Genomic DNA, 25,359 nt, shown 5'->3' on the forward strand with positions numbered 1-25,359 from the left:
CCAGGAAATTGCGTGAAGCGGACTCCAGCGGGGCAATTAGGCAGGATATTGAGGCGGAATAATGCCGCTCTGGCGTTCTAAGTGTGCAAACAGTTGTCATTTCTCTGCTGACATCTACGACGGCATTTTTTGTAAGTGTAGTTGTCGGCGCTGAGGCGCAAATCTGCTCAATGAAATGCCACAAAGAGCAATAAAGACAGGCCGTTAACAGCTTAAACGGAAACAACAATGCGGAATTCGCAATGTTGTTTGTCGTGATGAGATCGTAAGTCATATTTGGACACATTTAGACGCTCTTGTTAGGCGCCAGGGGTAATTCAAGCCGGTCGCCGCGGCGCGTTCCGCTCCTGCGGACAGAGCCGGCTTCTAATTCCAGTACGGAGTGAGCGAGAAGGCATAATGAAATCCTCCAGGGAGGCACGTTATGTCTTATTTTTCTTACTCGCTTATCTCTACTTAGATAGACAAGGTCAATCGAGAATTGCATTCTGAACGTGTGAACCCCACCACAGGGCACGATCCACAGACCTTCTCCCGTAGATAATTGCTTTCGGCCAAGCAGGCCTTTTCTACGGGTCTTGCTTGTATCTGCCACGTCGATGCATCGAGCTAACTCAGTGTGACGTGTCGTATTTTTGACGATTAAATGGATCTCGGGCCTCTCCGCGTGTGAAGCGAAAATGCCCGAGATCCATTTGAGAAGAGCCATGGCGCTATGTTCCATCTTTATTGCTGTGGACTTGCTGGTTGTTGTGGATTGTCTGTCTCCCCGTTGTTCGTGAAGTTATACACGGCTACGGGAGACATACTTTCCGTTTGCAACGTACGCCCTGGCTTCATGCTCTCAACCAGTTTCTCAACTGCAATGGTTGCTGGCGGAGGGGTTGTTCCTGCGGGAGAGCTCGGGTTTTCCATTGGTGTGCCCGAGATCGAAGGCAGGAATTTATCCGGGAACTTGATCTCCGGCTTGGGTGCTCCAGCCGGAATCGGGTTCACGATTTCCGGAGTTATGATAACCACTAACTCCGTATTTGACTTAGTAACTGACATGGATTGGAAGAGCTTGCCAAGAACCGGGACATCCCCGATGAAAGGAATCTTCGACAGGTTCTTGGTTTCGCGATTATCGAGCAGTCCGCCGATTGCAAAGCTCTGACCCTGGCCAAGCTCAACTTCGGTTCTGACCTTGCGCGTGTTGATTGCCGGAATATTGTAGCCGGATAACCTTACTCCGTTTGCGAAGTCGAGAGAACTGACTTCGGGTGCAACCTGAAGCCGGATCGTCCCGCGAGGTGTAATTGTTGGGATGAAGTCCAGGCGGACGCCAAACTCCTTGAACTGGATCGTGATCGCTCCTGTTCCGGTTCCGGTGATGCCCTGGATAACGGGGTACGGGTACTGGCCACCGGCCAGAAAGCTTCCCTGTTTTCCATTGGCGGTCATGACATTAGGTTCCGCCAGGACCTGCAATACGCCCGTTGTCTGCAACGCCTGGAGAGTCGCGCCGAGATTCAAATCGGGACGGAAGATGAAGATATTCATCAGATCCGACAGGACTAACTTCTGTGTACCGTCCGGGTTGCTGACAAACGTCGGCGGTGCGAACTGCTGCGTCGTAACAGTACCAATACTATTCGTGGCGCCGGTGCTGAAGACGTTTATGCCAAGCTGCTGGCCGCGGGTTCTGTCGATGCTTGCGAAGCGCACCTTCAACAGAATCTGCGGTTCGGCTGCAGGCATGTCGACGTACAGCAGGTTAACCACTTTGCCGGCGGTGGATGCGATCTGAACGGCCCGCTTGGAGCTGTCGAGATCCTTCACCGTGCCGCGAAGGAAGATAGAGCCTCCTTCGGAGCTGACGCGCACTGCCTGGCCGGGAAACTCGGTTCTGAGTTCGCGGCGTAGGGCTTCCAACTTGTCACCAGCGTCGGAACGGCCGCTGTAGACCTTCACGTTGAAGAACTGCCGGGCGCCTCCTGCCTGCCAGACAATGAGCGTAGTCTCTCCAGGAGCCTTGCCATTGATCATGACCTCGGAAGGACTTACTGCGGTAGCTTCGGCGACGTCAGCGGAGCCAACTGCGACCCGCGTTACCGAACGAAGACTGTCAACCAGTACGGACTTGCCGACGGAGACTACCAGATCATTTGCAGAATCCTGCGTTGAGGCTCCGGTAGCAGCCGCGGGTGTTCCACTCGCCTGTGCATACGCAGGCGTTCCGGCACAGACGGCACAAGACAGAAAAGATAAGCAAGCGATAATAAAGGTGTCTCTCACTTTTTAACCTCATCTGAGACAAATTTTTCTTCCGTACGTTTTGATCCATTGAAGACTTGAACGAGATAGACCTGTGGGGCCGCTGTACGAACCACGCGGGGCGCTGATACTGTTCGCGGCTTCGGTGGCTCGGGGCTGTTCTTATCGGCGAAGAGGTTCGCCATCACCGTGCCCGGAGGCTGAGCGATCTGGGTGTCGAGAGGGTTTCTCAGGACCAACTGGATGTGGGTCTGGTTACTTGCCAGACTGAGGTTCTCTGCCTGCTCCGGAGTGACCAGAAGGTTGACGACCTGCACCGGCTTCGGCTTTCCTTCCTGATCTTTCTGGATGTCCGTGCCTGCGGATAAAACCTCGATGTTCTGTAGCAGTGTCTTCACCTTCGGGCCCTCAACCGGATTTGGTGTTCCCGGCGGGTTTCCTGAGATCAAAACGTCGACGCGCATGCCAGGTGTCACGAAGCCGGCAACGCCGACGACGTCATCCACCTTGACGGCGCATGCGCGCATACCGGGGCTGATGGTTGCAGCCAGTCCACCACCTGAGCCCGATGCGGCCAGGCGGCTATCGAGTACAGGCTCGTTCTGGTAGAGATTGGAGACTACTCCTCTACCGACTGCGTCCTTGAGATTGAGAATTGCTCCCTTGGGTGCAGGCGAGGCAATCTCAGAGAAAGTTACGTCGACGTCGCGAAGGACACTGCCCAGCTTGATATCTGTGGTTGCGACAACGACGCGCGTCATATTCGAGTGCGACGCCAAAACGCGTTTCCCAACCAGGCGAGATACAAGCAAGCTGCAGATAGCCGCGACGATGAATGCACTGAAGAGAATGACTACCACTCTTTTATTCATTGGGCTGAACCTATCCGAAGGCAGATTGTGAGTCGCTTGCCTTCGGAACCCAATGTCGCAATTGCTATGCCAAAAAAGTCATAGCTTGCCTGCCAAAAGGCGACGGAAGTGTGACCATCTGTATACCAATGGCAAAGCTGGTGTCATCGCGTAGATACAGGGTGTCCATTTTGCGTGATTTCAAAGAGGATCGGGTTGGTCTGGGAATTGCACTTGTTTGACACATTGCAGTTGTCCAAAATCGCGGAGCCAACCATCATGAGGCCGAGTACGCTTACGACGCTTTTCTCTGAACAGCCTTCTTCCAGCACTCCTCCATCTGCAGCTGTGATCTCGTTTCTGCTGCATGGGATTGGATTTGCCGTTCTCTTCACGGCTTCGCGGCATGTGCTTCGGCTTCCCTATGCGCCTGTTGCAGAACGCTATACCGTCCGGCTCCTGAAAAATACCCGGGTCGACGAGTTCCGACGGCTGACAATCAACGGCAGCGAGATGCAAACGGCTACACACGGCGAAGCTCACAAGCTGATGGCCGGCGGCGCCGCGCCGGTGATGTCGGCTCCGGTTCAGCCGGCGCAGCCATCGCAGTCTCAAATGCTGCTGCAGCCAGATGCTCCGCCACGTCTCGTCGTGAAAGAGCCTATGCCAATTCCGCTCGTCCGGTTGTGGTCTGCGGAGGAGACGCCGAACCGAATCCTTGTTGCTCCACCTTCGCAGGAGATTACTGTTGTGACGACGCGGCCCGCGCTGATCAAGCCGAATCGGGAGCCGAATCTGGCCGACGTCAGCATGACGATGACCCCTTTTCCTGTCCAGGCCCCGATCTTTCCTGCAGGCACAACATCCCCGATCATTGTGCGTAGTGCTGAACCGGCGCCACAACAGATTCCGATGACAGCCTCTACCCAGATGGAGCAGCCAACGCCTGCGCAGGTAATTTCGTTGTCGGCGTTGCAGAGCGATGGTCCGGTGGCTATTCCTCTGACGAATCAAGCCGTGGTGGCGAACGCTCACGATGGGCTTACACCCGGCCGTCCAGACAAGGCCATGGTCAGTGGTAGTGGCGGTGCCACCGGAGATCAAAATGGTAAGGGAGCAGGAGCCGCAGGCACGCCGACAATCGCGCAGGCCAGCACTCCTGGCGCTGCGGATCAGAACGGTGCAGTGGCTGGTTCAGGAGTAAATGACAAGCCGGCACTGACTCACATCACGCAGCCGAAAGACGGCAAGTTCGGTGTCATCGTTGTTGGATCGCCTTTGGCGGAGCGTTATCCGGAGATCGAAGGTGTTTGGCACGATCGCGTGGTGTACACAGCGTATCTTCGTGTTGGCGGGAGTAAGAGCTGGATCCTGCAGTACTCTCTTCCACCAGCAGGAGAGACTGCAGTCAACAGCACCGCACGGCCGGACGCGCCCTGGCCCTACGATATGCTGCGGCCTCATCTCGCTTCTACTGACTATGACGCAGACGCGATCCTCATTCACGGGTTCATTAACATGACGGGTCGTTTCGAAAAGCTGGCTCTTGTCTTTCCCGCAGGATTCCAGCAGGCGAAGTTCCTGCTGGATGCCCTGCAACAGTGGCAGTTCCGGCCTGCGCTGCAGGATGGACATGTTTCGATGGTCGAAGTCCTGTTGATCATTCCTGAGGAAGCAGAGTAGTGAGTAGGCAGAAACGATATCCTCTCGTTGCATCATTCTTCGTGTGAGTAAAGGCGGCGACTGGTTGGAGTTCTTTCCGAGTGTGAGATCTGGCGTATCGGTAAAGCGCCAAAGGCGCTTCGTTTCGCTTAAGGGCACGGCTCCACAGGCTGCGGAAAAAGGCCTTGGCCCGCGGGCAATTTTGTATAGGTGAAATGTTCGAGCCTCGCTCGAATCGGGTGGGAGCAGCGCCGTCCCCTTAAGTAATCACTTCGCACCTGCGATGCGAAGTGGTTGTACTATGCGCCGCGATCTACAGATCCTACCCAAGATGTCACGAACTTTAGAAACAGCACACTAGTAAAACGAGGGCGTATCGACAGATCTGTCGATACGCCCTCGCTTCGCGGTCACTACGTGTGCCAGCCTACTGCACCAGTGCGACCTCATTGACGTTATAGATTGCAAGGGAGCTGAGGTTCATCGTGATGGTGCCATTGCCACCCAGTTGCAAGGCTCCAACGATGATCTCTCCTTGAACCAGAGTGCCGCTTCCCGACCCGCCCTGTAGATTGAGCTGCTGGAACTGAGCTGCGTTACCCAGCATGGTAGTGCGGGTATTGGTCAGGTAGATGGTCCCAACCAGCGTCATCGCTCCACCGCCACCCAGTTTATGTGTAGCCGCGGCAGCGGTACGGTCCTGGAAGAAGAGAATGCCCTTATAGGCAGATCCAGATGGCGAACCGATCAGGTTGATGGTGCCATTGGCGCCAAGGTCAAAAATGCCGGTTCCTGTGTTGTAGACCATGATGCCGCCTCCGGCAGCCGTCCCATTCCAACCTGTATTGGTACCGGTAGATCCGTCAGTAAACCCGGTAGCCATGTACATGTCGCAGTTTGCCGAGCAGGCCATGCCTTTGCTCTGAATGTAGTAGATTCCCGGTTTCATCACGGGGGTAGAGTTCTTTCCATCAATTCCGGTCGGGTAGATGCCAGGCGAATAGAGCATGCAGGCCTTACCGGGAGATGCCGGGCATCCGCTGGTGCCATTTGCAAGCGCTGCCGGAGCCGGTGCAGTTGGAAGAGTCGCCACATTGGGAGGCGAGACGCCCGCGAGAGGATCCTGCATCCAGGAATCTGGTTCCACATAGTGCCCGGTGGTTCCGTAGCTTACGCTGGGAGATGTGGTTGGTCCGCCTGTTACTCCGAGGTCGGCTCCTGTTCCCGTGGTGCAGTTTCCGCTCGTATCGTTCGGGCCGGCGTGGGAGAGATCGATGGAGGAATTGCCTCCGGTGGAGGCTGCCGTCGTAGAGGTGGAGTTGACCTGAATGCTACGGCTGGGGCCACCGCAGATCTTGATCGAAGGCGTGCCTTGCAGGGACAGAGAGCTCGCCATCGTTGGATGCGTGACAAGGATGGGAACCGGGGAGACTACGCTAACGATGGCCGCCGTGGCCGTTGCCTGCACTGTTGTCGCCGTCTGCCCGATCATGGCTACCAGAAACGTATTCACGTTTCGGCTCACCGTGGCGCGAACAACGTTCACTGGATAGCCTGTCGCCAGGCTTACTCCCGGTGCGCCGCTGGCGCCAGGAAAGTCGATGGTCACAGTATCGCTGGCAGAACCGCCAAAGCCATTATTGCGCGCATAGACGCAAGGTGTTTTAGCGTCGCTTGTGCCACAGGTGAAAGAGCCTGATGTTGAAAACGCGGCCGCACCTGAGGTATTGGTGCTGTTGAAGACACTCATCATACCCGCGGTAACGGCAGCGTCTGCTGCCGTCTGCGCCATCTGGCGTTGCGAATACAGATGAGATCCATCTATTCCCAGCCCAATGGCGCCGATCAAAAAGATGCTCATTGCAAGCGCGACGATGATTACCGCTTGTCCATCTTCCTCTTTGAATCGCATAACGTAACTCCTCAGAAGGTAATAATTCCCTTGCTGGTGCTCCCCATGGTTACATTCAGAATCGTGCTGAAGTACGGAATGAGTGGGTCGTAGGGATAACTCACCGTAACCGTCACCGCCTTACCTGCAACGTTGCTTCCGTTGGGGTAGCCCACCGTGACTGTCAGTTTGGTGGTGTCGACCAGGCCGGCGCTGGCGAAGTTATTGACGATGGTTGTGACTTGCGTGCATGTGCATGGGCTTCCCGGTCCACTTGGTCCGTCAACGCCAGATCCTGTCCGATCTCCACCGTGAACGATGGCATACCGTGCGCCGGCTCGAGCCGCATTCGCCACGGTGGTGTATACGAGCACCATCCTTCCCATCTCCACGACACCCGCCAACACGATGATGAACATGAAGGTGACCAGGCTGAATTCGATGAGGGTGCTCCCCTCATCTTTTTGCAAACGCCGAATGGCTTGAATTCTCATTGGATCGTCCTCATGACCGCCCGGCGATGGATCGTCGTCGGAGGCAGCGTCGCGTAGATGTGAAGAGAAGGGAACTGGAACGCGGAGATAAACGGAACGTAGGTATAGGTCACATCAATGCTGGTCAGCACATAACTCGCCGCCTCCGGATCGGATGGGGGCGTGGTGCAGGATCCAGTAATCGTTCCATTTTTATTGGTGCAGACGCTTACACTCAGGCTTGCCGCATTAGGGAGCGAGGAAGCATCCTGCTGAATGAGCGTGGTGATCTGAGTCGTAGAAGGTACGCCAGGTGCTCCCACTGAGGCTCCGCCAAGGATGGCATAATCGGCGCCGGCGCGAGCGGCATTCGCTACCCCAATCCATGCGAAGAAGAAGCCGCCGAAATTAACCAGGTTGACGATGAGCAGGAAGACCAGGGGCAGGACCAGGGCATACTCGATCAATGCCTGTCCGCGGTTTTCTTGGAGACGCTTCAGAAAGCGGCGGAAGGTCTTTCTGTCCGCACCTCCGGGAAGAGCCTCTCTGGTGAGGTCACGCGGGTTCTTTTCCGGTAGTACAAGAGCGAAGGAGACTCCATTCTCGTCTGAGCCCACTACTTGTCCCTTGACCACAATCACGCGGTCCGGATCTGTTGCGGAAACGTCCTCTCTTTGCAACGACAGCATGACCAGCGTGCCGGGGTACCAGCGTTGGTCGGTCACCAGGTAGAGCCTGTCAGTGCTGATCTCCTGTACCTTATGCGCCATGGGGGCACCGCCGTCCCAGTAGTGAGCCACCAGCGGCACATCGTTCCGCCGCTCTGCCCTTCGGGTTTCTCGAAATGTTGGCCATACCAGCCACTCCAAAATCGCTCTCATATGCTGTCCGTTCTCAGGGAGGTTTTCTTGATTCACTCCCTACGAGCGCTGTGTTGCGCTTCTTCTTTAACCGGTGCCAGGTGTTCTCTCATCTCCTCGGCAACGCAGATCAACATCTGATCCCCGACCTGCGTATTGGAGGAATAGATTGTGTGAGTCGGCAGTTCCAGGACGCTTCCGGCCTGAGTTTTTATGGGTCCAATGCGAAAGGATGGGATGGATTCAACCAGGTGAATGACCCGGTTTTGTTCATCCAGATAGATCAGATCGAGCGGGAAGAATAGACCCAGGGTATGAACGCCTTGAGAAGGCACTACCCATATTCCCTCATCGGACCGGAGCCTCAGTCTCCCGATCAACCCTTTCAGGCGCATCAAGATGGTGTCCGCCGCCTGCACGTTCAGGCTGAGGAAACTCTCCCGCGTTAGGTTATAAACGCAATACGTCTTTTCCATCTCGCTTCAATGTCTCGCAGGCGAAGTGCCACACATAGCCTTTGCACACGAGTCTCCAATCTTTCCGTTTGCGAATCAAAGGTTCATGTTCCCCAACTCAAGCAGCGTGGCCGAGCACCTTTTCCCTCAGGGTTATGCATGCAACGGACAACTCGATACGACGACGAGATGTTGTCCTGCAGCGTCCTTGCGTGCATGAACCTCAAGAAGAAAGCGACGGCCCTTTTGCATGAAGCCAGGTTCTAGAGCATTTTTCCTGTGCTGGGTATCCCGGTAGAGGAGTGCAGCGGCGTTTTCATTGCGGAAAACGTCCATAGATGCGCAAGCTCTACACGACACCTACAGGAAAAAGTTCTAGTGGACCCGGGTGCGGCGACGATAGATGAGAAACATCAGCACTGCGATGAAAAGCACACCAGATACGATCCGAATCAGCGTTACGTTGTCCATGGGAGTTCTCCTTGTTCTTTCAGTTGTTGAAGTATTTAGCGAAGGACTCTGCCATGATGATTGCGGCAGGCCCCAGGGTGACGAGAAACAGTGAGGGGAAGATAAAGAAGACCAACGGAAAAACGAGCTTCACCGTGGTCTTGGCTGCCTGCTCCTCTACTCTTTGGCGGCGCTGGGTTCTCAGCGTGTCAGAATGCACGCGCAGCGTCTTGGCGACACTCGTACCCAACTGCTCGGACTGTACAAGTACCGAAACGAGGTTTCGTACGCTGTCGACCCCCGTGCGTTCTGCAAACTGTTTCCAGGCGTCGGAGCGGGCGCGGCCGGCGCGCTGCTCCAGAACAACAATGCCCAACTCGTCGCAGATGGCGGGGTGAGCGAGGTGCAGCTCTTCGCTTGAGCGGGCTGTCGCCTGATCCATGCTTAGTCCTGCTTCGATGCAGATGGTTAGCAGGTCAAGCACATCCGGAAGTCCTTGCCTGATCTGCGTCTGGCGGTTTGTGACCTTGCGTCCGAGCCAAAAGTCCGGCAGCAGGAATCCCAGTCCCAATGCGATTGCATACACAAAGAACTCATTTCCGTGTGCCAGTCCGCTGGCAAACGCCAGAGCGCACAGTGTGAGAGGAACCAGCACCTTTGCGCCATAGAACAGGCTCAATGCTGAGTCCTCGCGAAGGCCCGCCCGCATGAGGCGCTGCTGGATGACAGAGACCTCCGCCTGGCTTTTCGGGAGGACACGCTCGAGATGCCCCACCATTCCACCGAGCGAAGAACCCGTCATTTGAATGGTGCGCCGTAGAGCGTGCTCCTCCTTCGTATGGGGTGTTACGACCTCCCCGATTCGCTGGAGCATTGCTTCGCGATAGAACAGCAGAAGCCCGCCGCTGACAATCAAGACAAAGATGACGAAAAATGTAACCGTAACAAATCCCATAACCCACCTTCAAACCTTCATGTTGACGATCTTGCGAATAATCAAAGCGCCACTGATGGTCATGGCTGCCGATAGATACAGAAGCTTGACGCCTATGGGATTTGTCCACAGGATGCTCATGGTTTTTGGATTGACCAGATAGAGTGCAATACCCAATACGACTGGGAGGAAAGAAAGAATCCATCCCGTCAGGCGCCCCTGAGCGGTATGCACCCGGATCTGGCGCTTCAGGCGGAATCTCTCGCGGATGACGTGAGCTGCCTTTTCGAGAACTTCGGCGAGATTGCCGCCACTTTCCTTTTGGATCAGAATTGCCGTGACGACAATGCGAAGATCCTGCAGCGGCACGCGCTTCACCAGATTCTCCATCGCTGTTCTCAGCTCAAGTCCGTAGTTCTGTTCGTCGAAGCAGATCTTGAACTCGCTGCTGATTGGTTCTGGAGATTCATATGCCACAAGCCGCAACGTGGTTACCAGGCTGTGTCCCGCACGGAGGCCATTGACCATCAGGTCCAATGCCTCCGGTAGCTCCTGCTCTATCTGATCGAAGCGGCTAGAGCGCTTGTAGAGAACAAAGACCAGAGGCGCCAGGGCAAACAGAATGCCGAGCAAGAGGGAAAAGATGACGACGCCCGTCCGCCAGTAAAGCAGATACGCCGGAAAGACAAAACAGGCGGTTGACATCAAAAGCAGAGCGCCTACGGTCCATTTCAATCCGGATTGATAGAGCAACGTTCGAAGCTGCGGGGCCAATTCAAGTTGCAGCAGCCAGCGATTGATCCAGGGAACAGCGCTGAAGAGTTCCTTCTTGCGGATGTCGACAACTGAGTCAGTCGCCGACTGTCCACTGGCCAGGGCTGCATACAGATTCGCTCGTGCGCGCTCTGCCTGCTGCGATGCACCGGCTCCGCCGGCTGACAACAGCAGAGCACATGTGACGAATACGCCGAAGAATACCAATACCAGAATCAGCCCCATATTCGCCTCCTTAGTTGACTTCCATCTTTTGCTCGAACAACGCCGGCGACAGGAAGATGCCTGAGATGCGCAGCCGCTCAACGAACTTGGGACGGATCCCGCTCGGCTCAAAGACTCCAATCACCTTGCCGTCCGGGCCAACACCCTTTCTCCTGAAGGTGAAGATGTCCTGCATGCTGATCGTGTTCTCTTCCATGCCCGTGATCTCGGAGATGCTCACGACCTTACGGCTGCCGTCGCTCATGCGAGAGACCTGGACGACAATCGCGATCGCCGATACCATCTGCTGGCGTACACTCCTCTCCGGAAGGTTGAGGTTGGTCATCGCGACCATGGACTCGAGCCTGGTGAGAGCGTCTCTCGGAGTGTTCGCGTGAATTGTGGTCATTGACCCCTCGTGGCCGGTATTCATCGCCTGGAGCATGTCGAAGGCCTCTTCGCCGCGGACCTCGCCAATGATGATGCGGTCGGGACGCATACGCAGACTGTTGATCAACAGTTGGCGCTGACGTACGGCGCCATTGCCCTCTACGTTCGGCGGCCGTGTCTCCATGCGCACGATGTTCTCAAGGCCAAGGCGCAGTTCAGCGGCATCCTCAATCGTCACGATGCGTTCGGTCTTCGGAACGTACTGCGACAGGATGTTCAGGAAGGTCGTCTTGCCGGCGCCTGTTCCGCCTGAGATAAGGATGCTGATACGCGCCCTCACCGCGGCCGTGAGAAGCTCCATCATCTCCGGCGAGATGCTCTTCAGTTCCTGCAGTTGATTGGCAGCCAATGGGCCGGTGCCGAAGCGGCGGATAGACAAGGCCGGACCATCGAGCGCCAGCGGGGGAATGATGGCGTTCACACGGGAGCCGTCAGGCAGACGAGCGTCGACCATCGGAGAAGACTCATCAACTCTGCGTCCGACTCTGGAGACGATCCGGTCGATAATCTGCAGCAGGTGACGGTCATCGCGGAATGCCGTCTCGACACGCTGCAACATACCGCCGCGCTCGATAAAGACGTGGTTCTTGTCATTGACAAGGATGTCGGAGATGCTCGTGTCTGCAAGCAGCGGCTCCAACGGGCCAAGACCAAAGACTTCATCCAGCAGCTCCGCTTCGATCTTTGCCTCTTCTGCGAGACTCAGCGGTACAGATTGTCGCGAGATGATCTCATTCACCATTCCCGCTACAGCCTGTTTTGCCTGGGTGGTGTTGACGCGTGACAGCTTCTCCAGGTCAAGCTTGGAGATCAGCGTCCGGTGTATCTCGGCTTTGAAATTGTCAAAATTTACTCGATCCATACTGGCTTCATCCTTTTGAAGTTCTTATCTCTGTTATCCGAATAAACTGAACCGCTTTTTCTTTTCGGTCTTCTCTGCTGTGCCATGGGTCTCTCGCACCATCTCCCGGATGACTCTGGAAGCCGGCGAGTCCTTGAGCACCAGCGGAACTGCTGTGTTTTGCGCGCTCCGGGCGGATGCCTCGTCATTCGGAATCTTCCAGCGGGCGGCCATCGTGAGCGCCTTCGTGATGTTTTCTTCGTCGATCACCAGGGAGCGCGGGGTATACCGGTTCAGTACCACCTGGACCTTGGTTCCCGACTTCGATAGAAGCTCCGAGACGATACGGTTGGCATTACGCAGGTCGGGGATACCAACCTGCGTAACCAGAAACACACTCGCTCCGTCATCAACGAGTGCATGACCGGTAGCCCCTAGGTGGGAGCCCGCATCGACGACAACGTAGTCGAAGTTCTGCCGCGCAACCGACAACAATTGCTCGACTGCCTTACTCGATGGGTCGATCTCGACGTATTTGTCCGGAGCGGCCAGAACGGACAGGCCAGACTTATGTTTACTCACGAGCCTGGAAAGAAAATTGGCGTCCAGACGATGAGCTTCTTCCAGCGCATCCGCCGTTGAATATTGAGGAGTAATTCCGAGCTCAAGCGCAACGTCTCCGAGAGGGAGAGTCAGATCGATCAGTAAGACGCTCTGGTTGCTTGCCGCGCATTCCTGCGCCAGGGCCACTGCAAAGTTACTGGCGACGGTGGTGACACCCGATCCACCCTTCGCTCCAATAAAGACCATCGCTTTACCGGTGGTCTTGTTTACCGATCGAGAAGCGGTGCTTCGTGCCGTAGCACGGACCAAAGCTTCTGCGATCACGTTTGCGGCAATGGGCGGTGTCAGGAACTCGCGGGCTCCGGCCCGCATGCAGCGAACCAGCATCTCCGGCTGGACCATGGAAGAGTAGACCATGACCGTGGAGGCGCTATTTGCACAGATGGCCTCTACGAGCTCCAGTGCATACTCCGGGTCACTGTCCAGTTCAACAATGACAACGTCGTAGTCGCCACCTAACGGGGATGACTTATCACCGAGGTCGGGATAGAAACAAAACTCGTGGGTCGTATATCCCCAAAGCCCAGTCAGTGCATCTGCGACGAGCTGACGTTGTAACAGTTGGGGGAAAATGAGTGCAACAGATGTCACATTTCCTCCAAGCGCACTGGAAGCCTTAACTGAATCGGTCATTGCTCGCTGGCCATTTCTTGCTGCCAGTAACGTTTCGGACTGTCGAGATGAAGTCTGCATATTCATGACCTATAAGAAGGAGTCGCGTTACCTGGCAAAAAATGAAATGAGCGTTCCGATGGCAATCGCCGGAGCGTAAGGCATCTTCCGTGTCAGGGGATTATTGAGTACGAGCTCTGGGTGTGGAGTAAGTCCGCGTTTTCTAAAGCCGAAGATAAGGTCTCCTGTCCCCTGGAATATTTCAGCCGCAAATCCTCCAGCGATGGCCATGCCGACAGCGATGATTCCGCCCGCGATCCCGGTCATTACCAGAGCGACCAGCATCTGCGACGGTCCGACCCATGCGCCGATTGCACCGCAGAGCTTGACGTCACCCATCCCCATGCCGCCCATCAGGCAAAGAAGGCCGAACAGTGCGGCGCCTACGACCAGGCCGGCAGCGCTCTGCATAAGACCGTTGAGGCCATGCTGCAGGCCGGATACAGCAAACCCGGCGATAAGGAATGGAAGCACCAGCCAGTTCGGGATACGCCGGCTGCGAAGGTCAGTGACAGTTGCCACCGCGACTACGATCAATGTTGGCCACAAGGCGGCGGAATGCATATGAGCTAACTCTCCAAGGGAGATCAATAAAATCACTCGTGCCAGTTGCAATTGCTGATCCAAAATTTTGGGGCTGATTTCGCTCAAAGTGTTTACGGCTGTATACAGTTGCGCTTCAGGGTGGGTCCGGGACGATACACCAGGAGGGGCACGAGAAGGGGGCTGGAGCGTTTTCCCTGTGGGTGTAACGTAGGGCTTCCGCACCTATGGGGCGTTTCCGCAAACCCAGCGACAGGTAAACGCTCTAATGCGGACTAAATCAGTCTGTCTTGGCGGTCGTTCTCGCGCAAAACCGCATTTTGAATCCCGATCTGGGAAACAGCGCACTGGTAACTTACTTAAGTTGCAGTCGATTTATCTCGCGAATCCCGAAAATGTGGCTCAGAATACAAGCCAACATTTGAGCACTGTGATGCGCATAACGAACGTGCGCACATTGCCCGGATTGAGAATAGCTCGCACGATATGGGGCACTAGAAAACATGATTCGAATTGGACTCTTTTCAAATGACCCGACGCTGCCATCTCTTCTCTCATCGGCCCTCGGTAAGGAATTCGATGTCATCCAGGTCTCCGTCAAGGACGAGAACCCGAGGTATCCGGGAAAGCCTCGTTATGAGGTGATCCTGCTGGATCTGGACTCGCTGCCAGACTCTCTAACCTTCTTTCAGAAGGTGGTCGCGTCGAAGATTCCGGTTCTGATTCTCTCCAGCGATGGCCTGCGCTCCACCGCCATCGACCTTGTCAGGCAGGGAGCCTATGGCTATTGCCGCAGACCGCCATCGATTCGCGAACTGAAGACGATGCTGGTTCGCGCCCACGAGGGCTCTGCGCTGCGCCGGGAATTGTTAGATAGACAGCAGAGTGAAGAGACTGAGAGCCGGAGCCCTATTCTCGGCGCCAGTCCGCAGATTCAGCGTGTGCATGAACTGATACGGAGGGTATGCAATATTAACGCGTCCGTCCTTATTACCGGCGAAAGCGGCACGGGGAAAGAGCTGATCGCAAGCGGCATCCATAACCTGGGTTCCAGGGCAGACCAGCCATTCATTGCCGTTTCCTGTGGCGCCATCCCGGAGAACCTTATCGATACGGAGCTCTTCGGCTACGAAAACGACTCCTTTACGGGGACGACGGAATCATCGGTCGGCTATCTGGAGCTGGCAGGCGAAGGGACACTCTTTCTGGATGAGATCGGGGAGCTTAGTCCTGCTACCCAGGTAAAGCTCCTGCGCGTTCTTCAGCAACGCGAGTTCAGCCGTCAGGGCAGTACAGAACCTATTCCCCTGAAGGCGCGGCTCATCTTTGCAACCCATCAGAATCTTAGCGACATGGTGGCGCGGGGCGCGTTTCGCCAGGACCTCTATTACCGCATGAATGTTATTCGGATAGACACTCCGCCATTGCGAGAGCATTCGGATGATATTCCGCAGATCGCAGAGCATCTCCTAAGAAAGTACTCGAAGAGTTTCCGCAGCCCGGTTACCAGGATCGAGGATGATGCGATGTCTATGCTCCAGGCCTATTCCTGGCCTGGAAACGTTCGTGAGCTGGAAAATGTGATCCAGCAGGCGCTCATCGTCGCCAATGGGGAGAGTATCCACCTGGAAGATCTGGCTTCCAACATCCTTGAGGAAACTCTTGTCCATATGGACGACGACTATCATCCGGGGGGATCCTTCGAGCGACAGCTTCGAGACTACAAAGTTAAGCTAGCGACTACCGCCCTTCGTGAAAGCAACGGCAATAAGACGCTGGCGGCTCGTAGCCTGAATATCTCCAGGGCCTATCTCCATCGGCTGCTCCGAATTGGAGAGCCAGGTGCGCTTATTGATTCGGAGATCTCGACTGAAAGGGAGTCACCTGAAGCAGGCATGGCATGAGCGAAGGGACGGCCGTCGTTACGCAGATTGAGACCGCAAAGGTCTCCTATTTGCGGCGGGCGTTCTCCTTCCCTGTCATGCTGGCAGGCCTTCTGGTTGTTCTGGCTGTACTGACTGTAAGTGGCCGGTTCGACGACCCCGATATGTGGTGGCATCTAAAGATGGGGAATGTTATATGGGAGACCCATAGCATTCCACATACGGACCTCTTCTCCTACACGACAGCCCATCATGCTTATATCCCCCACGAATGGCTCTCGGAGCTTTTAATTTACGGGGCGTACCGCTGGGGAGGCTACTCAGGCCTGATGGTCTGGCTGTGTTTCTTCACCTCCGCTTTACTTGTCTCCGGCTACTGTTTGTGCTGGCTTTACTCGAAGAATGCCAAAATAGCCTTTCTTGGGCCGCTGATAATCTGGCTGTTCTCCACGACAGGCGTCGCAATTCGGCCGCAGATGGTTGGCTACTTATTCCTGGTTTTTGAGCTATTCCTCCTCCATGCCGGGCAAACCCGCAATCCGCGCTGGTTTTTTGCCCTGCCCGTGCTCTTTGCTATTTGGGTGAACGCCCATGGGTCTTTCTTTCTAGGTCTTCTGGTCGCAATCCTGGTACTAGCCAGCTCGTTTGTTGATTTCCAGGCAGGCTTGCTGACCTGTCGGCGTTGGGAGGCGAGCAGGCGGAGAGCACTCGCATTCGCGGTAGCTCTTTCGATCGCGGCGCTCTTCCTGAATCCAATTGGTCTGAACCAGATCCTGTATCCCGTTGACACGCTGCTTCATCAGCACATTGGTCTCAGCCAGGTCGAGGAGTGGCAGGCGCTGCAATTTTCCGAGGGCCGCGACTTCGCATTCCTGGGGATCATTGCTCTTATCCTGTTGCTCCCGGCTATCCGCCGGACAGAGCTGTGGTGTCAGGAACTGCTTTTATTAGCCCTGGGAGCATGGCTGGCCGCAAGCCATCATCGCATGCTCTTTGTCTTCGGTATCCTGACCGCTCCCATCCTGTCGCGTTTATTGGCGACCGCGTGGGACAACTACAACGCGTCACAGGACCTCCCGGGGGCCAACGCAATCCTGGTAGCGGTTGCCCTGGTTATCGTCTTCCGGACGTTTCCATCGCAACGGAACCTGGAAGCTCAGGTAGAGGCCAAGAGCCCGGTAAAGGCCGTAGAGTTCATCAGGAGCCATCATCTCGCAGGCCCGATGCTGAATGAGTACGTTTATGGCGGTTACCTCATCTGGGCGTCACCAGAGAACCCTGTCTTCGTGGACGGCCGGTCCGATGTCTTCGAGGCTACGGGTGTTCTTGCCGAATTTGCCGAATGGTCCGCGCTGCAGGCCGATCCGAACAAGCTTCTGGCAAAGTATCGAATCAATTTCTGTCTCATGGCGCGGCGCTCGCCGATGGTACCGGTACTTTCCCTCATGCGGTGGAAGATCGCCTATTCCGACGACATCTCCGTCGTGCTGGTTCGCGATGAACAGGGACAGTAAGGTAGAGGCGTCGCTGTTTAGCGTAAGCCGTTGCTCTCCATAAGCCAGAGGAATCCAGAGTGTAACCGCATACCGCGGATGCTGCCCTCGGGCATCGCTGATCGTGCAGCCTATTGCACAAAGTTAACAGAGGGACAAGGAAATCCTGGCCAGGCGAGGACTTCCACGTCACGTGCGGCGTGGCGCAGAGCCATTCGCAATGCCGGTTGATCCGAGGGAGCGTTTGGGTTGCGGGCCAGAGAGCTCTCTGAGAGTCGGCATCACCAGGGAACGAAACAATCCGTCGACTGCCTTCGGAGGGAGCGGACACTTATTTTCGACCCACCAGTTAAGAACCAGGATGAAGGTTGAATCGATATACCGAACCAGAAGATCCAACGGTATCTGGTCCGTCTTTCGGCTCGCATGAAAGTGCTTTTCAACATCTTCGGTGATCAACACGGCTAAGGCGTTCTGAAGGTGTCCGTGCAGAACAGCCCGCCCCTTTGGTCCGAGCTTGAGTTCGCCGATATGCCGAAGCCGATCGAGATGCTCGAAGATCGGAAGACTGAACCAGAGAAGTCTTTCATGCTGACTATCGCCCGATACCGGGCGTGATGAACGGACAGTCCCCAGTATGTCGTGAAAGGTATGGACCAGAAGCTCGTCTTTATCACGGAAATGCATGTAGAAGGCGGATCGGCCTACATTGGCGCGGTCGAGTATCTCCTTGATGACGATGGAGTCATAGTCCTGCTCGTGAATCAGGGAATGAAGAGCATCGCGGAGAGATTTCTGGGTCTTTGTAATCCGCCGGTCTAGTTTCCTAACATCCGGAGCTGGAGTCTTGCGGTTCTGCGGAGACATGGTTTCCTTTCTGCGAAACAAAACGCACAAAACATATTTTGTTGTCCGCTAACGCACAGTGCGATCGTTGCTGTTCTTCCGTGTGAACCAGGTTCAGTCTAGGCTCGATTTCGAACAGACGTCCATTTTCAGACTTATGTTCCGAAACATAAGCATCGAAAGAGAGGCTCAATGAAGACGGCGGAAGTACAACAGTTACCCAAGACCTCGGGTCTGCTCCTCCATAAGGCTGCGCAGTACGATCTCCTGCTCTGGCTGCTGACGCTGGGGAGAGAGCGAAATTTTCGGGAGCGCGCGTTAGGCCTGGCACGCCTGTCTGCCGGCGAGGCAGTCCTGGATATTGGTTGCGGAACCGGGACATTAGCGATCGCGGCAAAGCGGCAGGTAGGCCCGAATGGGCGCGTAGACGGGATAGACGCATCGAGTGAGATGATCCGCCGGGCGTCCAGAAAGGCGAGTAAGGCCGGAGCGGACGTCGCATTCCAAACTGCTTTGGTGGAATCTCTTCCGTTCTGCGATGGAACCTTCGATGTGGTGCTAAGCACCCTGATGCTGCACCACCTGCCCGGAGTATTACGCAGTCAGTGCGCTGCTCAGGTCCGAAGGGTATTGAAGCCGGGAGGCCGTTTGTTGGCCATCGACTTTGGAACCTCTCCCGGAGAGAAGGGCATCGTCGCCCACTTTCATCGTCATGGCCATATCAACCTTTCTGAGATGACCGCAATCTTTCGCGGGGCTGGATTGCAGATTTCAGAGAGCGGTACGGTTGGAATCGGTGATCTTGAATATTTGCTTGCGGTTTCGCCATGTTGCGACACATCTGCTGAACAAGGAGCACAGTGATGTTGGCTGCAAAATCTCCGAATCGGCTCTCCTTGCGGCCCTGGGGCTGGGGCGTAACGGCCATCCTGCTTCTCGCGGCCCATGGACTCGGTTTCTATTTTCTGCGGCATCTTGCACTGTCGGCCACACTCGTTTCAGGCCTGATCGTTCTCGCCGTCGTGAAACATCTGGGAATCCTCAGGTCGCTCTATGCCATGCTCCGAAGGCGATCTTCAAAGACTGGGTACCCCGGTAAGGGGAGGTTGCAGGAAGATCGGTACAAATGATCAGGCGGGCGGTCCCGTCTTTTCTTTATGATTCGTGCGAGGTGAGGAGCCTGGCGCCATGCATAACGAGGATGATCAGGGCACGGCAGATCGCCTTTCCGCCATCGTGGTGAACTCCCTGGACACACAGGCGAAGACTGAGGATCTGGCGCGTTTGGCCTACCAAAGCCGCACGCAGTTCCACAGGCTCTTCCGGGCAGTAGCGGAGGAGACCCCGGGAGCCATGCGGCGAAGGCTCCGGTTGGAAAGAGCAGCTTATCAGTTGGCGCATACCTGGATGTCGGTTACGGATGTCGCCCTGGATGCCAACTTCGGTTGGCTGGAGGCATTCTCTCGAGCTTTCCGAAGGGCTTTTCGGACCTCTCCCAGTCTTTACCGCCGCATGCGCGATCCGCACTTCCACCTGCCGTCATCCAACAAAATTCACTTTCTTGCACCGGGATCCCCGGAAAAAAGAGGAGGAGATATGGATCTATTCGATCGCTTTGCAGGTAATGATTCCTGGCATACGCGGCGTTTGCTGGAGTATGCGAGCACCTTAACAGAGGAACAACTGGACCGGCCGCTGCCCACAGTCGTAGAGCTGCTGCCGTGGCGGGAGTCGAACAAGACGCTGAGACAACTGCTGGAGAACATCATCTTCACCAAGGAGGCCTGGACCGCGGCTCTCTCCGGAGCCGAGATGGATATGCAGGGTCCTCCCCTGTCACAGCGCACTCCGCAGGCGATGTTGCAACGCCTCGAAAAGACCGATGTGGAACTGCATCGTATTTTGTGTGACGTCCGCAATCGCTCGGCATGGGACGATACGTTCGTCGATGCTCTGTGCGAGCCGGCAGAGACCTTTACGTTCGGCGGAGTCTTTGCCCATATCATGACCTTCAACGCGCATCGCCGCTTGATGGCTCTGGATGCTCTACGCCAACTCGGTGTGCAGACCGAGGGTTTTGGCGATCCCATGGAGTATGAGGAGAGCGTTGCGCCCTGGGACCGGCGAGTCGCTGTCAAAACCCCATGAAAGGATGTGGAAGCCTCGCTAGTGCGAAGGCGCCTCCGGGTAGGTGCGGTTCTTCCATCCGCCGCCACGACCCATATGGTGACGAAACGCAGAGGCAACAGTGGCGCCCAGATAGAACATTGCGACGCCCGGAAGCGCGCCTCCCCACAGAGGCGATCTGCCGTAGCGTCGAAGCGTCGGCTGAAAGGCGATGGCCATCATGAGCCACGTGGCCGAAGCAAACACTCTGGTCAGACCGTGCCCGAGCAGAGTCAGCAGCACCGGAGCCACGTACAGTAATCCCATGCCCGCAATGCAGCCAAGCAGCGTAAGCGGAGAATGGCCAAGCTGCACATAGGCAGTGCGCGCAATCATGTTCCATATCTCGCGCCAGTCCGCGTAGACACGCAATGACCGGGCGAGTTCGGCGTGTCCCAGCCAGATCTTCCCGCCTGAAGACTTGATCTGGCGAGCCAGAGCGCAGTCGTCGATCAGATGGTGCCGAATGCGGCGTACGCCGTCGACGCGCTCAAGAGCTGTGCGGCGAACCAGCATTGTGCCGCCGGCTGCACCGGCAACGGTGCGCCGTGGGTCTGCCACCCATGCAAAGGGGTACAGCATCTGAAAGAAGAAGATAAAGGCGGGAATCAGAGCCCGTTCCGCCGGCGCGCTGCAATGAAGGTGCACCATCTCCGAGACGAGGTCTCGACCGCTTGCTTCGGCTTCGCGCACCAGTGTCGCTACATGCGCGGACGCATGCTCGATGTCCGCATCGGTCAGCAGGATATAGTCTGCGTTTTGAGCCTCTGGCTGCATCAGCCCCTGGTGAACAGCCCATAGCTTGCCGCTCCATCCGGCCGGAAGAGGCTGGCCGGAGATGATCGTCAGCCGTTCCTGGTTCAACAGGGAAGCGGCGATCTCCGCCGTGCCGTCAGTACTGTTGTCATCGACGAGGATGACGGAGAACTCTCCTGGATACTCCTGCGCGAGAAGCGAGCTAAGGCTGTGACCGATGTTTTCAGCCTCGTCGCGAGCCGGCACAACCACCGCGACCTTCGCATCAGCGGAGAGCATCTTGCCCTCTCGCAAGACAGGACCGGAGTTCCAGAAACGGCCATGGAGTGCAAGCAAGTACAACCAGGCGGCGCAGCAGACAGCAGCAAGAAAAATGATCATCGGTTCGATTTATTGTCTCGCGAGCTGCCGCGGTGTGGCTGTGTGTAGAACGTTGTACACTCATCGGCAACGATCAAACAGGGAGGTTGCATATGCGTCGTACCTGGATGCGGACGGCTGTGATTGCTGCTTTTGTACTTGCCTTCGGTTGTGTCACCACCTCATGTTTTGCCCAACAAACTGCCGAGCGTCAGATTCTGTTCGTCTGCGAACACGGGAATGTGAAGAGCCTTATGGCGGCCTCTTACTTCAATCAAAATATCCGCGAGTTCAATCTCCCATACCGCGCAGTGGCGCGTGGAAGTGCTCCTGATTCGACGACGGTGCCCGCCGCCATTGTGCAGGGCCTGGGGCACGACGGGATTGATGTGAGCACCTTTCAGCCCGCAAAGGTAAGTGCATCCGACATTGCTTCCCCAGTCCGTATCATCCTGATCGGAACATCGTTACCAGCCAATCTGCGGGTGAGTTCGAAAGCCCGGATTGAACAGTGGAACGATGTTCCACCGGCAAGTGTTGATTTTGAGGCAGCACGGGAATCTCTCAGGAAACACGTCCGGGAACTGATCGTGCAACTGCCCAGGCATTAGAGCTTCTAGGGGGCTGGAGCGAATACCCGAATTTCCGCGGCTTGCGATCCTTGCTTGCGGACGGCGAGATAGAGCCGATCCAGCTCTGGGGAATAGAGCCCCGTTCGCGCGCCACTGACGGTTTTCACGCGCCCGAGCTCTTCGTAATGATCCGGATCTTTCTGATGGAATACCGAAATCTCACCATCCCCTCCAATTGCGTAAATCCGCTGACGGCGCTGGTCCAGGAAGACGTCGTCGCAGTCGCCGGCAATGGAGAGGCTCGCAATCCTTTGGCCATGGTCGCTATTAAGGACGATTAAGCGTGCTGGAAACCGCGTCACTACGAAGAGCCGGTGGTTCGCCTCATCCAGGGCCATGGGATAGTTGGCAAGCGGACCTCCTGTTCCCCAGGAACTCAGAACTGACCTCGATTTGCGATCGACGACCGAGATCTTTCGGGAACGCGGCAGGTTGACGAAGATCCGTGATCCATCTTTCTCAAGCTGAAACGACTCCGGATGATCGCCAAGCGGAATGTCAATGAGTTTGGCGCCGTTCTGGTCAAATTCGCCGAGTGCTCCGGAGCCGTAACCGGCCCATATATGGCCGCTCTCTGAGTCATAGCGAAGATTGTCGGCATCGTCTCCATACGAGATCGAAGTGAGCGGCTTCCAGGATGCTGCATCGAATGCCCGTACCGATCCATCTTTGCCGTTGGCGACGAAGACCCGGTTCGTTGCGGGAACGAAGGTGACACCTTGCGGCTCCGCCAATCCAGTGATGGTATGAAGCCGCTTCTTCTCTCGAAGATCGATGACCTCCAGAGAGTTATTCCCCAAAGCGGCGACAAACAGGCGGCGGCCCTGAAGATCGATCGCAAGATGATCGATACGGCCCTGGACATCTGCAATCGGAATAGTGGACTCGAGACGCAGAAGTTCGCTTGTATTTGTCTGAGCGGTGGAGGCTTGAAAGGCGGTCGAAAGCAGGAGGACGGCCAGGCTGCCGGTAATACGTGCCACCATTGTTCTTCTCTCGTTCGTGTTTCTCATTATGACCTCCGTGGGTTTGCCCGATGCATGGCGTTAGAGTATTTTTCCTGTTGCTGGGTATTCCGTGAGGCGCGTGCAGCGGCGTTTTCATTGCGGAAAACGCCCATAGACGCACAAGCCCCGGACTACACCTACAGGAAACATGCTCTAGCGAAAGATCAATATTCCGATAAGTCCGGCGGTGATCACCACCAGAGGCTCTGGAAGCTTCCATTTCCAGAGGACACCGTAGGTTGCGGCAGCGATGATTACTCCGAGATAGCTGGTCACTGACTGGCGTGCGATAACAAAAATCGCACCGGCGATGGCGCCTGTAGCCGCCGCGGTAACGCCTTTGACAAAGGAGCGTAGAACCGTGTTCGCCGATAGCCTCCGGTAGATCGGAGCAAACAGGATCACCGCCAGATATACCGGCAGAAATACTCCGAGTGCCGCGAGAATCGCACCTACCAGGCCATCGGCGAGATAGCCGATAAAGGCTACCGTAATGACGACCGGACCGGGTGTAATCATGGCGACGGCAATCGCATCCAGAAACTGTTGCTCGGTCAACCAGTGATGGACTTCCACGACGCCTCCGTGTAGGAACGGAATAATCGCGAGACCGCTCCCGAAGACAAAGAGGCTTGATTTGACGAAGTAACCGAGAACCTCCCAGTGTCTACCGGCAGGCGTGGCGAACAGGCCTCCGATGAGAGGAACGACCGCCAGGTTCCGGGAGCGACGTGGCCAGTTGTAAACCGCAACCGAAACGAGGCCGGCGACGAGGACCAGCCATACCGCCTCACGTCCTGTGAAGGCAGTGGTGGCGGCAAGAGTCGCGGCGATGACCCAAAGCAGCCGCTCCTTCTTGAGCGTGGTTTTCGCCAGCTTTGTCACGGAACGCACTATGATCGCGACCACAGCAGCGCCGACTCCATGGAAGGCAGCCTGCATCCAGGGCAAGCCATCGAACCGGATGTAGAGCAGCGAGATTATCAGTACCATCAGGAACGAAGGAGCGATGAACGCAACTCCGACGAGGCTGGCTCCCATGAATCCGGAGCGTACAAACCCCAGGTACATCGCCAGTTGTGCAGCCAACGGTCCAGGCAAAAGCTGAGATAGCGCGAGGCCTTCCAAATAGTCTTGCTGTTGGATGCCGTAACGCTCGCCGACCAGATCGCGCTCCATGCGAGCCGCAAGAGCGATCGGCCCCCCAAAACCTGCGGTCCCGAGTTGCAAGAAGTACAAAACGAACTTTGAAAGCGGTTGAACTTCAGTACTTTGTTCTTGCGTGCTCGGGGCCATGCGGTCATCTCCTTGTGCGTTGGGTGTTTGTCAGATCGAGTGCTGCCTTCAGGCCTTGCGCGAGGGTAACCGCGTCGGCATTGGCCCAGAAATGCATGAAGTAAAGATGGGGTTCATCGAAGAGCATGTGATTGTGCATCGCGGTCACTTCGATCCCATGTGTTCGCAGTGCCCGCAGCACGGGGTTCACTTCTTCTTTCAGAAGGACAAAATCTCCCGAGATCGCGGCTTTGCCTCCGCCGGTCGGCTGAAAGTTGATCGCAGTCGCCGTGCCCATTGCTGGAGGAATATCCATGCCGCTGTCCGAGATCTTTTCAGTCCTCGGAATGCTGAATTGAAGTATGCCGCCGCTGACTTTGCCCGCTACGCCAATGGATTGCTCAATCGCCTTCGTATCTAGCTCGATGGTAGGAGCAGAAGCTGAGGCGGGGCTTGCCGGTGCGGGCGCCGGTGTCTTCGTCAGTGCAAGAGCGGCATTCAGTGCGGTGGCAAGCTTAACCGGGTCGCCGTGTCCGGAGATGTGCATGTAGACGATATGGGGAGTTTCGCCCAGAAGATGGTTATGGATGGAGGTCTGCTCGATGCCATCCTGCTGCAGCTTGAGCATGACGGGTTCAATCTCATCTTCCGTAAGCACGAGATCTCCCATAACCATTGCTTCACTTCCCATCATCTTGAAAGCAGCCCACGATCCCAATGCGAGGCCGGGGGCGACCGTTGTGCCATCCTTGGTCACTTTCAAATCGCGCCGCGGCATCGAGTACTTGTAGACATCACCCGGTTGCATCTGCCCTGTGCGACCTCCCAGCGCTGCATCTACGGCCTTCCAATGGTCGGCCGGAGCCTGCGCCAGGAGCGGAGTACAAAGACATGCGATAGAGAAGACGATGTTGCGAGTGGTTTTCTTCATGGCTCCTTCTTTCCGGTTTGGTTTATGTCTTGCGCGAATCTTTCACGCGCACCTTGACCAAAATGGGTTG

Annotated in this window: 24 protein-coding genes; 7 read left to right on the forward strand and 17 right to left on the reverse strand. The window is 56.1% G+C overall.

Annotated elements, in window-relative coordinates; genetic code table 11:
- Positions 1-286: 286 nt before the first annotated feature.
- The 3 genes from AB4Y89_RS09670 to cpaB are packed head-to-tail and all read right to left on the reverse strand — an operon-like array spanning position 287 to position 3,128.
- Entirely contained in the window at positions 287-724 is a 438-nt protein-coding gene (locus AB4Y89_RS09670; RefSeq protein ID WP_442300716.1) for a DUF192 domain-containing protein, read from the reverse strand.
- 2 nt (positions 725-726) lie between these two features.
- Positions 727-2,277: a type II and III secretion system protein family protein gene (locus AB4Y89_RS09675; RefSeq protein WP_442300717.1), complete on the reverse strand. Its 1,551-nt coding sequence runs from the start codon at positions 2,275-2,277 to the stop codon at positions 727-729.
- Positions 2,274-3,128 (reverse strand): Flp pilus assembly protein CpaB, encoded by an 855-nt coding sequence (cpaB, locus tag AB4Y89_RS09680; RefSeq protein ID WP_442300718.1) that lies wholly within the window; start codon positions 3,126-3,128, stop codon positions 2,274-2,276. The genes AB4Y89_RS09675 and cpaB overlap by 4 nt, the downstream gene beginning before the upstream one ends.
- 258 nt (positions 3,129-3,386) lie before the next feature.
- On the opposite strand from cpaB, the gene AB4Y89_RS09685 reads away from it, so the two are divergent.
- On the forward strand, positions 3,387-4,790 hold the full coding sequence (locus AB4Y89_RS09685) for a hypothetical protein (RefSeq protein ID WP_442300719.1): 1,404 nt from the start codon (positions 3,387-3,389) through the stop codon (positions 4,788-4,790).
- A 406-nt stretch (positions 4,791-5,196) separates the two neighbouring features.
- On the opposite strand, the gene AB4Y89_RS09690 is transcribed toward AB4Y89_RS09685, so the two are convergent.
- The 9 genes from AB4Y89_RS09690 to AB4Y89_RS09730 all read right to left on the reverse strand — a co-directional run bounded on the left by AB4Y89_RS09690 (position 5,197) and on the right by AB4Y89_RS09730 (position 13,961).
- Complete coding sequence (locus tag AB4Y89_RS09690) at positions 5,197-6,681, reverse strand: TadE/TadG family type IV pilus assembly protein (protein WP_442300720.1); 1,485 nt, start codon at positions 6,679-6,681, stop codon at positions 5,197-5,199.
- An 11-nt stretch (positions 6,682-6,692) separates the two neighbouring features.
- Entirely contained in the window at positions 6,693-7,154 is a 462-nt protein-coding gene (locus AB4Y89_RS09695) for a TadE/TadG family type IV pilus assembly protein (RefSeq protein ID WP_442300721.1), read from the reverse strand.
- Complete coding sequence (locus AB4Y89_RS09700) at positions 7,151-8,014, reverse strand: TadE family protein (RefSeq protein WP_442300722.1); 864 nt, start codon at positions 8,012-8,014, stop codon at positions 7,151-7,153. Before AB4Y89_RS09700 ends, AB4Y89_RS09695 begins: the two co-directional genes overlap by 4 nt.
- Before the next feature lie 32 nt (positions 8,015-8,046).
- A complete protein-coding gene (locus AB4Y89_RS09705) occupies positions 8,047-8,469 on the reverse strand; it encodes a DUF192 domain-containing protein (protein WP_442300723.1) in 423 nt (140 codons plus the stop codon).
- Between the two features lie 469 nt (positions 8,470-8,938).
- A complete protein-coding gene (locus AB4Y89_RS09710) occupies positions 8,939-9,853 on the reverse strand; it encodes a type II secretion system F family protein (protein ID WP_442300724.1) in 915 nt (304 codons plus the stop codon).
- 9 nt (positions 9,854-9,862) lie between these two features.
- On the reverse strand, positions 9,863-10,831 hold the full coding sequence (locus tag AB4Y89_RS09715) for a type II secretion system F family protein (protein WP_442300725.1): 969 nt from the start codon (positions 10,829-10,831) through the stop codon (positions 9,863-9,865).
- A 10-nt stretch (positions 10,832-10,841) separates the two neighbouring features.
- Complete coding sequence (locus tag AB4Y89_RS09720; RefSeq protein ID WP_442300726.1) at positions 10,842-12,122, reverse strand: CpaF family protein; 1,281 nt, start codon at positions 12,120-12,122, stop codon at positions 10,842-10,844.
- A gap of 33 nt (positions 12,123-12,155) precedes the next feature.
- A complete protein-coding gene (locus tag AB4Y89_RS09725) occupies positions 12,156-13,358 on the reverse strand; it encodes an AAA family ATPase (protein ID WP_442300727.1) in 1,203 nt (400 codons plus the stop codon).
- Positions 13,359-13,445: 87 nt separating this feature from the next.
- Positions 13,446-13,961 carry an A24 family peptidase gene (locus AB4Y89_RS09730; protein ID WP_442300728.1) on the reverse strand — a complete coding sequence of 172 codons (516 nt, stop codon included), beginning with the start codon at positions 13,959-13,961 and terminating at the stop codon, positions 13,446-13,448.
- 482 nt (positions 13,962-14,443) lie between these two features.
- On the opposite strand from AB4Y89_RS09730, the gene AB4Y89_RS09735 reads away from it, so the two are divergent.
- Complete coding sequence (locus AB4Y89_RS09735) at positions 14,444-15,844, forward strand: sigma-54 dependent transcriptional regulator (protein ID WP_442300729.1); 1,401 nt, start codon at positions 14,444-14,446, stop codon at positions 15,842-15,844.
- Entirely contained in the window at positions 15,841-17,337 is a 1,497-nt protein-coding gene (locus tag AB4Y89_RS09740) for a hypothetical protein (RefSeq protein ID WP_442300730.1), read from the forward strand. The genes AB4Y89_RS09735 and AB4Y89_RS09740 overlap by 4 nt, the downstream gene beginning before the upstream one ends.
- A gap of 168 nt (positions 17,338-17,505) precedes the next feature.
- Here the strand turns inward: AB4Y89_RS09740 and AB4Y89_RS09745 are convergent, their stop codons facing one another.
- A complete protein-coding gene (locus tag AB4Y89_RS09745; protein WP_442300731.1) occupies positions 17,506-18,183 on the reverse strand; it encodes a TetR/AcrR family transcriptional regulator in 678 nt (225 codons plus the stop codon).
- A gap of 171 nt (positions 18,184-18,354) precedes the next feature.
- Here AB4Y89_RS09745 and AB4Y89_RS09750 point away from each other — a divergent pair, with 171 nt between their 5' ends.
- Genes AB4Y89_RS09750 through AB4Y89_RS09760 form a run of 3 tightly spaced genes read left to right on the forward strand, consistent with a single transcriptional unit; the run spans position 18,355 to position 20,310 of the window.
- Positions 18,355-19,026: a class I SAM-dependent methyltransferase gene (locus AB4Y89_RS09750; protein WP_442300732.1), complete on the forward strand. Its 672-nt coding sequence runs from the start codon at positions 18,355-18,357 to the stop codon at positions 19,024-19,026.
- Positions 19,026-19,292: a hypothetical protein gene (locus AB4Y89_RS09755; protein ID WP_442300733.1), complete on the forward strand. Its 267-nt coding sequence runs from the start codon at positions 19,026-19,028 to the stop codon at positions 19,290-19,292. The genes AB4Y89_RS09750 and AB4Y89_RS09755 overlap by 1 nt, the downstream gene beginning before the upstream one ends.
- A gap of 58 nt (positions 19,293-19,350) precedes the next feature.
- Positions 19,351-20,310, forward strand: coding sequence for a helix-turn-helix domain-containing protein (locus AB4Y89_RS09760; RefSeq protein WP_442300734.1), 960 nt, complete (start codon positions 19,351-19,353; stop codon positions 20,308-20,310).
- A gap of 18 nt (positions 20,311-20,328) precedes the next feature.
- On the opposite strand, the gene AB4Y89_RS09765 is transcribed toward AB4Y89_RS09760, so the two are convergent.
- Positions 20,329-21,465, reverse strand: a complete 1,137-nt coding sequence (locus AB4Y89_RS09765) for a glycosyltransferase (protein ID WP_442300735.1) — start codon at positions 21,463-21,465, stop codon at positions 20,329-20,331.
- A gap of 92 nt (positions 21,466-21,557) precedes the next feature.
- On the opposite strand from AB4Y89_RS09765, the gene AB4Y89_RS09770 reads away from it, so the two are divergent.
- On the forward strand, positions 21,558-22,055 hold the full coding sequence (locus tag AB4Y89_RS09770) for a hypothetical protein (RefSeq protein ID WP_442300736.1): 498 nt from the start codon (positions 21,558-21,560) through the stop codon (positions 22,053-22,055).
- A gap of 5 nt (positions 22,056-22,060) precedes the next feature.
- Here the strand turns inward: AB4Y89_RS09770 and AB4Y89_RS09775 are convergent, their stop codons facing one another.
- The 3 genes from AB4Y89_RS09775 to AB4Y89_RS09785 all read right to left on the reverse strand — a co-directional run bounded on the left by AB4Y89_RS09775 (position 22,061) and on the right by AB4Y89_RS09785 (position 25,289).
- Positions 22,061-23,062 (reverse strand): YncE family protein, encoded by a 1,002-nt coding sequence (locus AB4Y89_RS09775; RefSeq protein WP_442300737.1) that lies wholly within the window; start codon positions 23,060-23,062, stop codon positions 22,061-22,063.
- A gap of 174 nt (positions 23,063-23,236) precedes the next feature.
- The gene (gene chrA, locus AB4Y89_RS09780) at positions 23,237-24,379 is read right to left on the reverse strand and encodes a chromate efflux transporter (RefSeq protein ID WP_442300738.1); all 1,143 of its coding nucleotides are present in this window, start codon (positions 24,377-24,379) and stop codon (positions 23,237-23,239) included.
- Positions 24,380-24,383: 4 nt separating this feature from the next.
- Positions 24,384-25,289 (reverse strand): DUF1259 domain-containing protein, encoded by a 906-nt coding sequence (locus AB4Y89_RS09785; protein WP_442300739.1) that lies wholly within the window; start codon positions 25,287-25,289, stop codon positions 24,384-24,386.
- Between the last annotated feature and the right edge of the window lie 70 nt (positions 25,290-25,359).

The sequence above is a fragment of the Terriglobus sp. 2YAB30_2 genome, assembly GCF_052114765.1.
Taxonomy (GTDB): Bacteria; Acidobacteriota; Terriglobia; order Terriglobales; family Acidobacteriaceae; genus Terriglobus.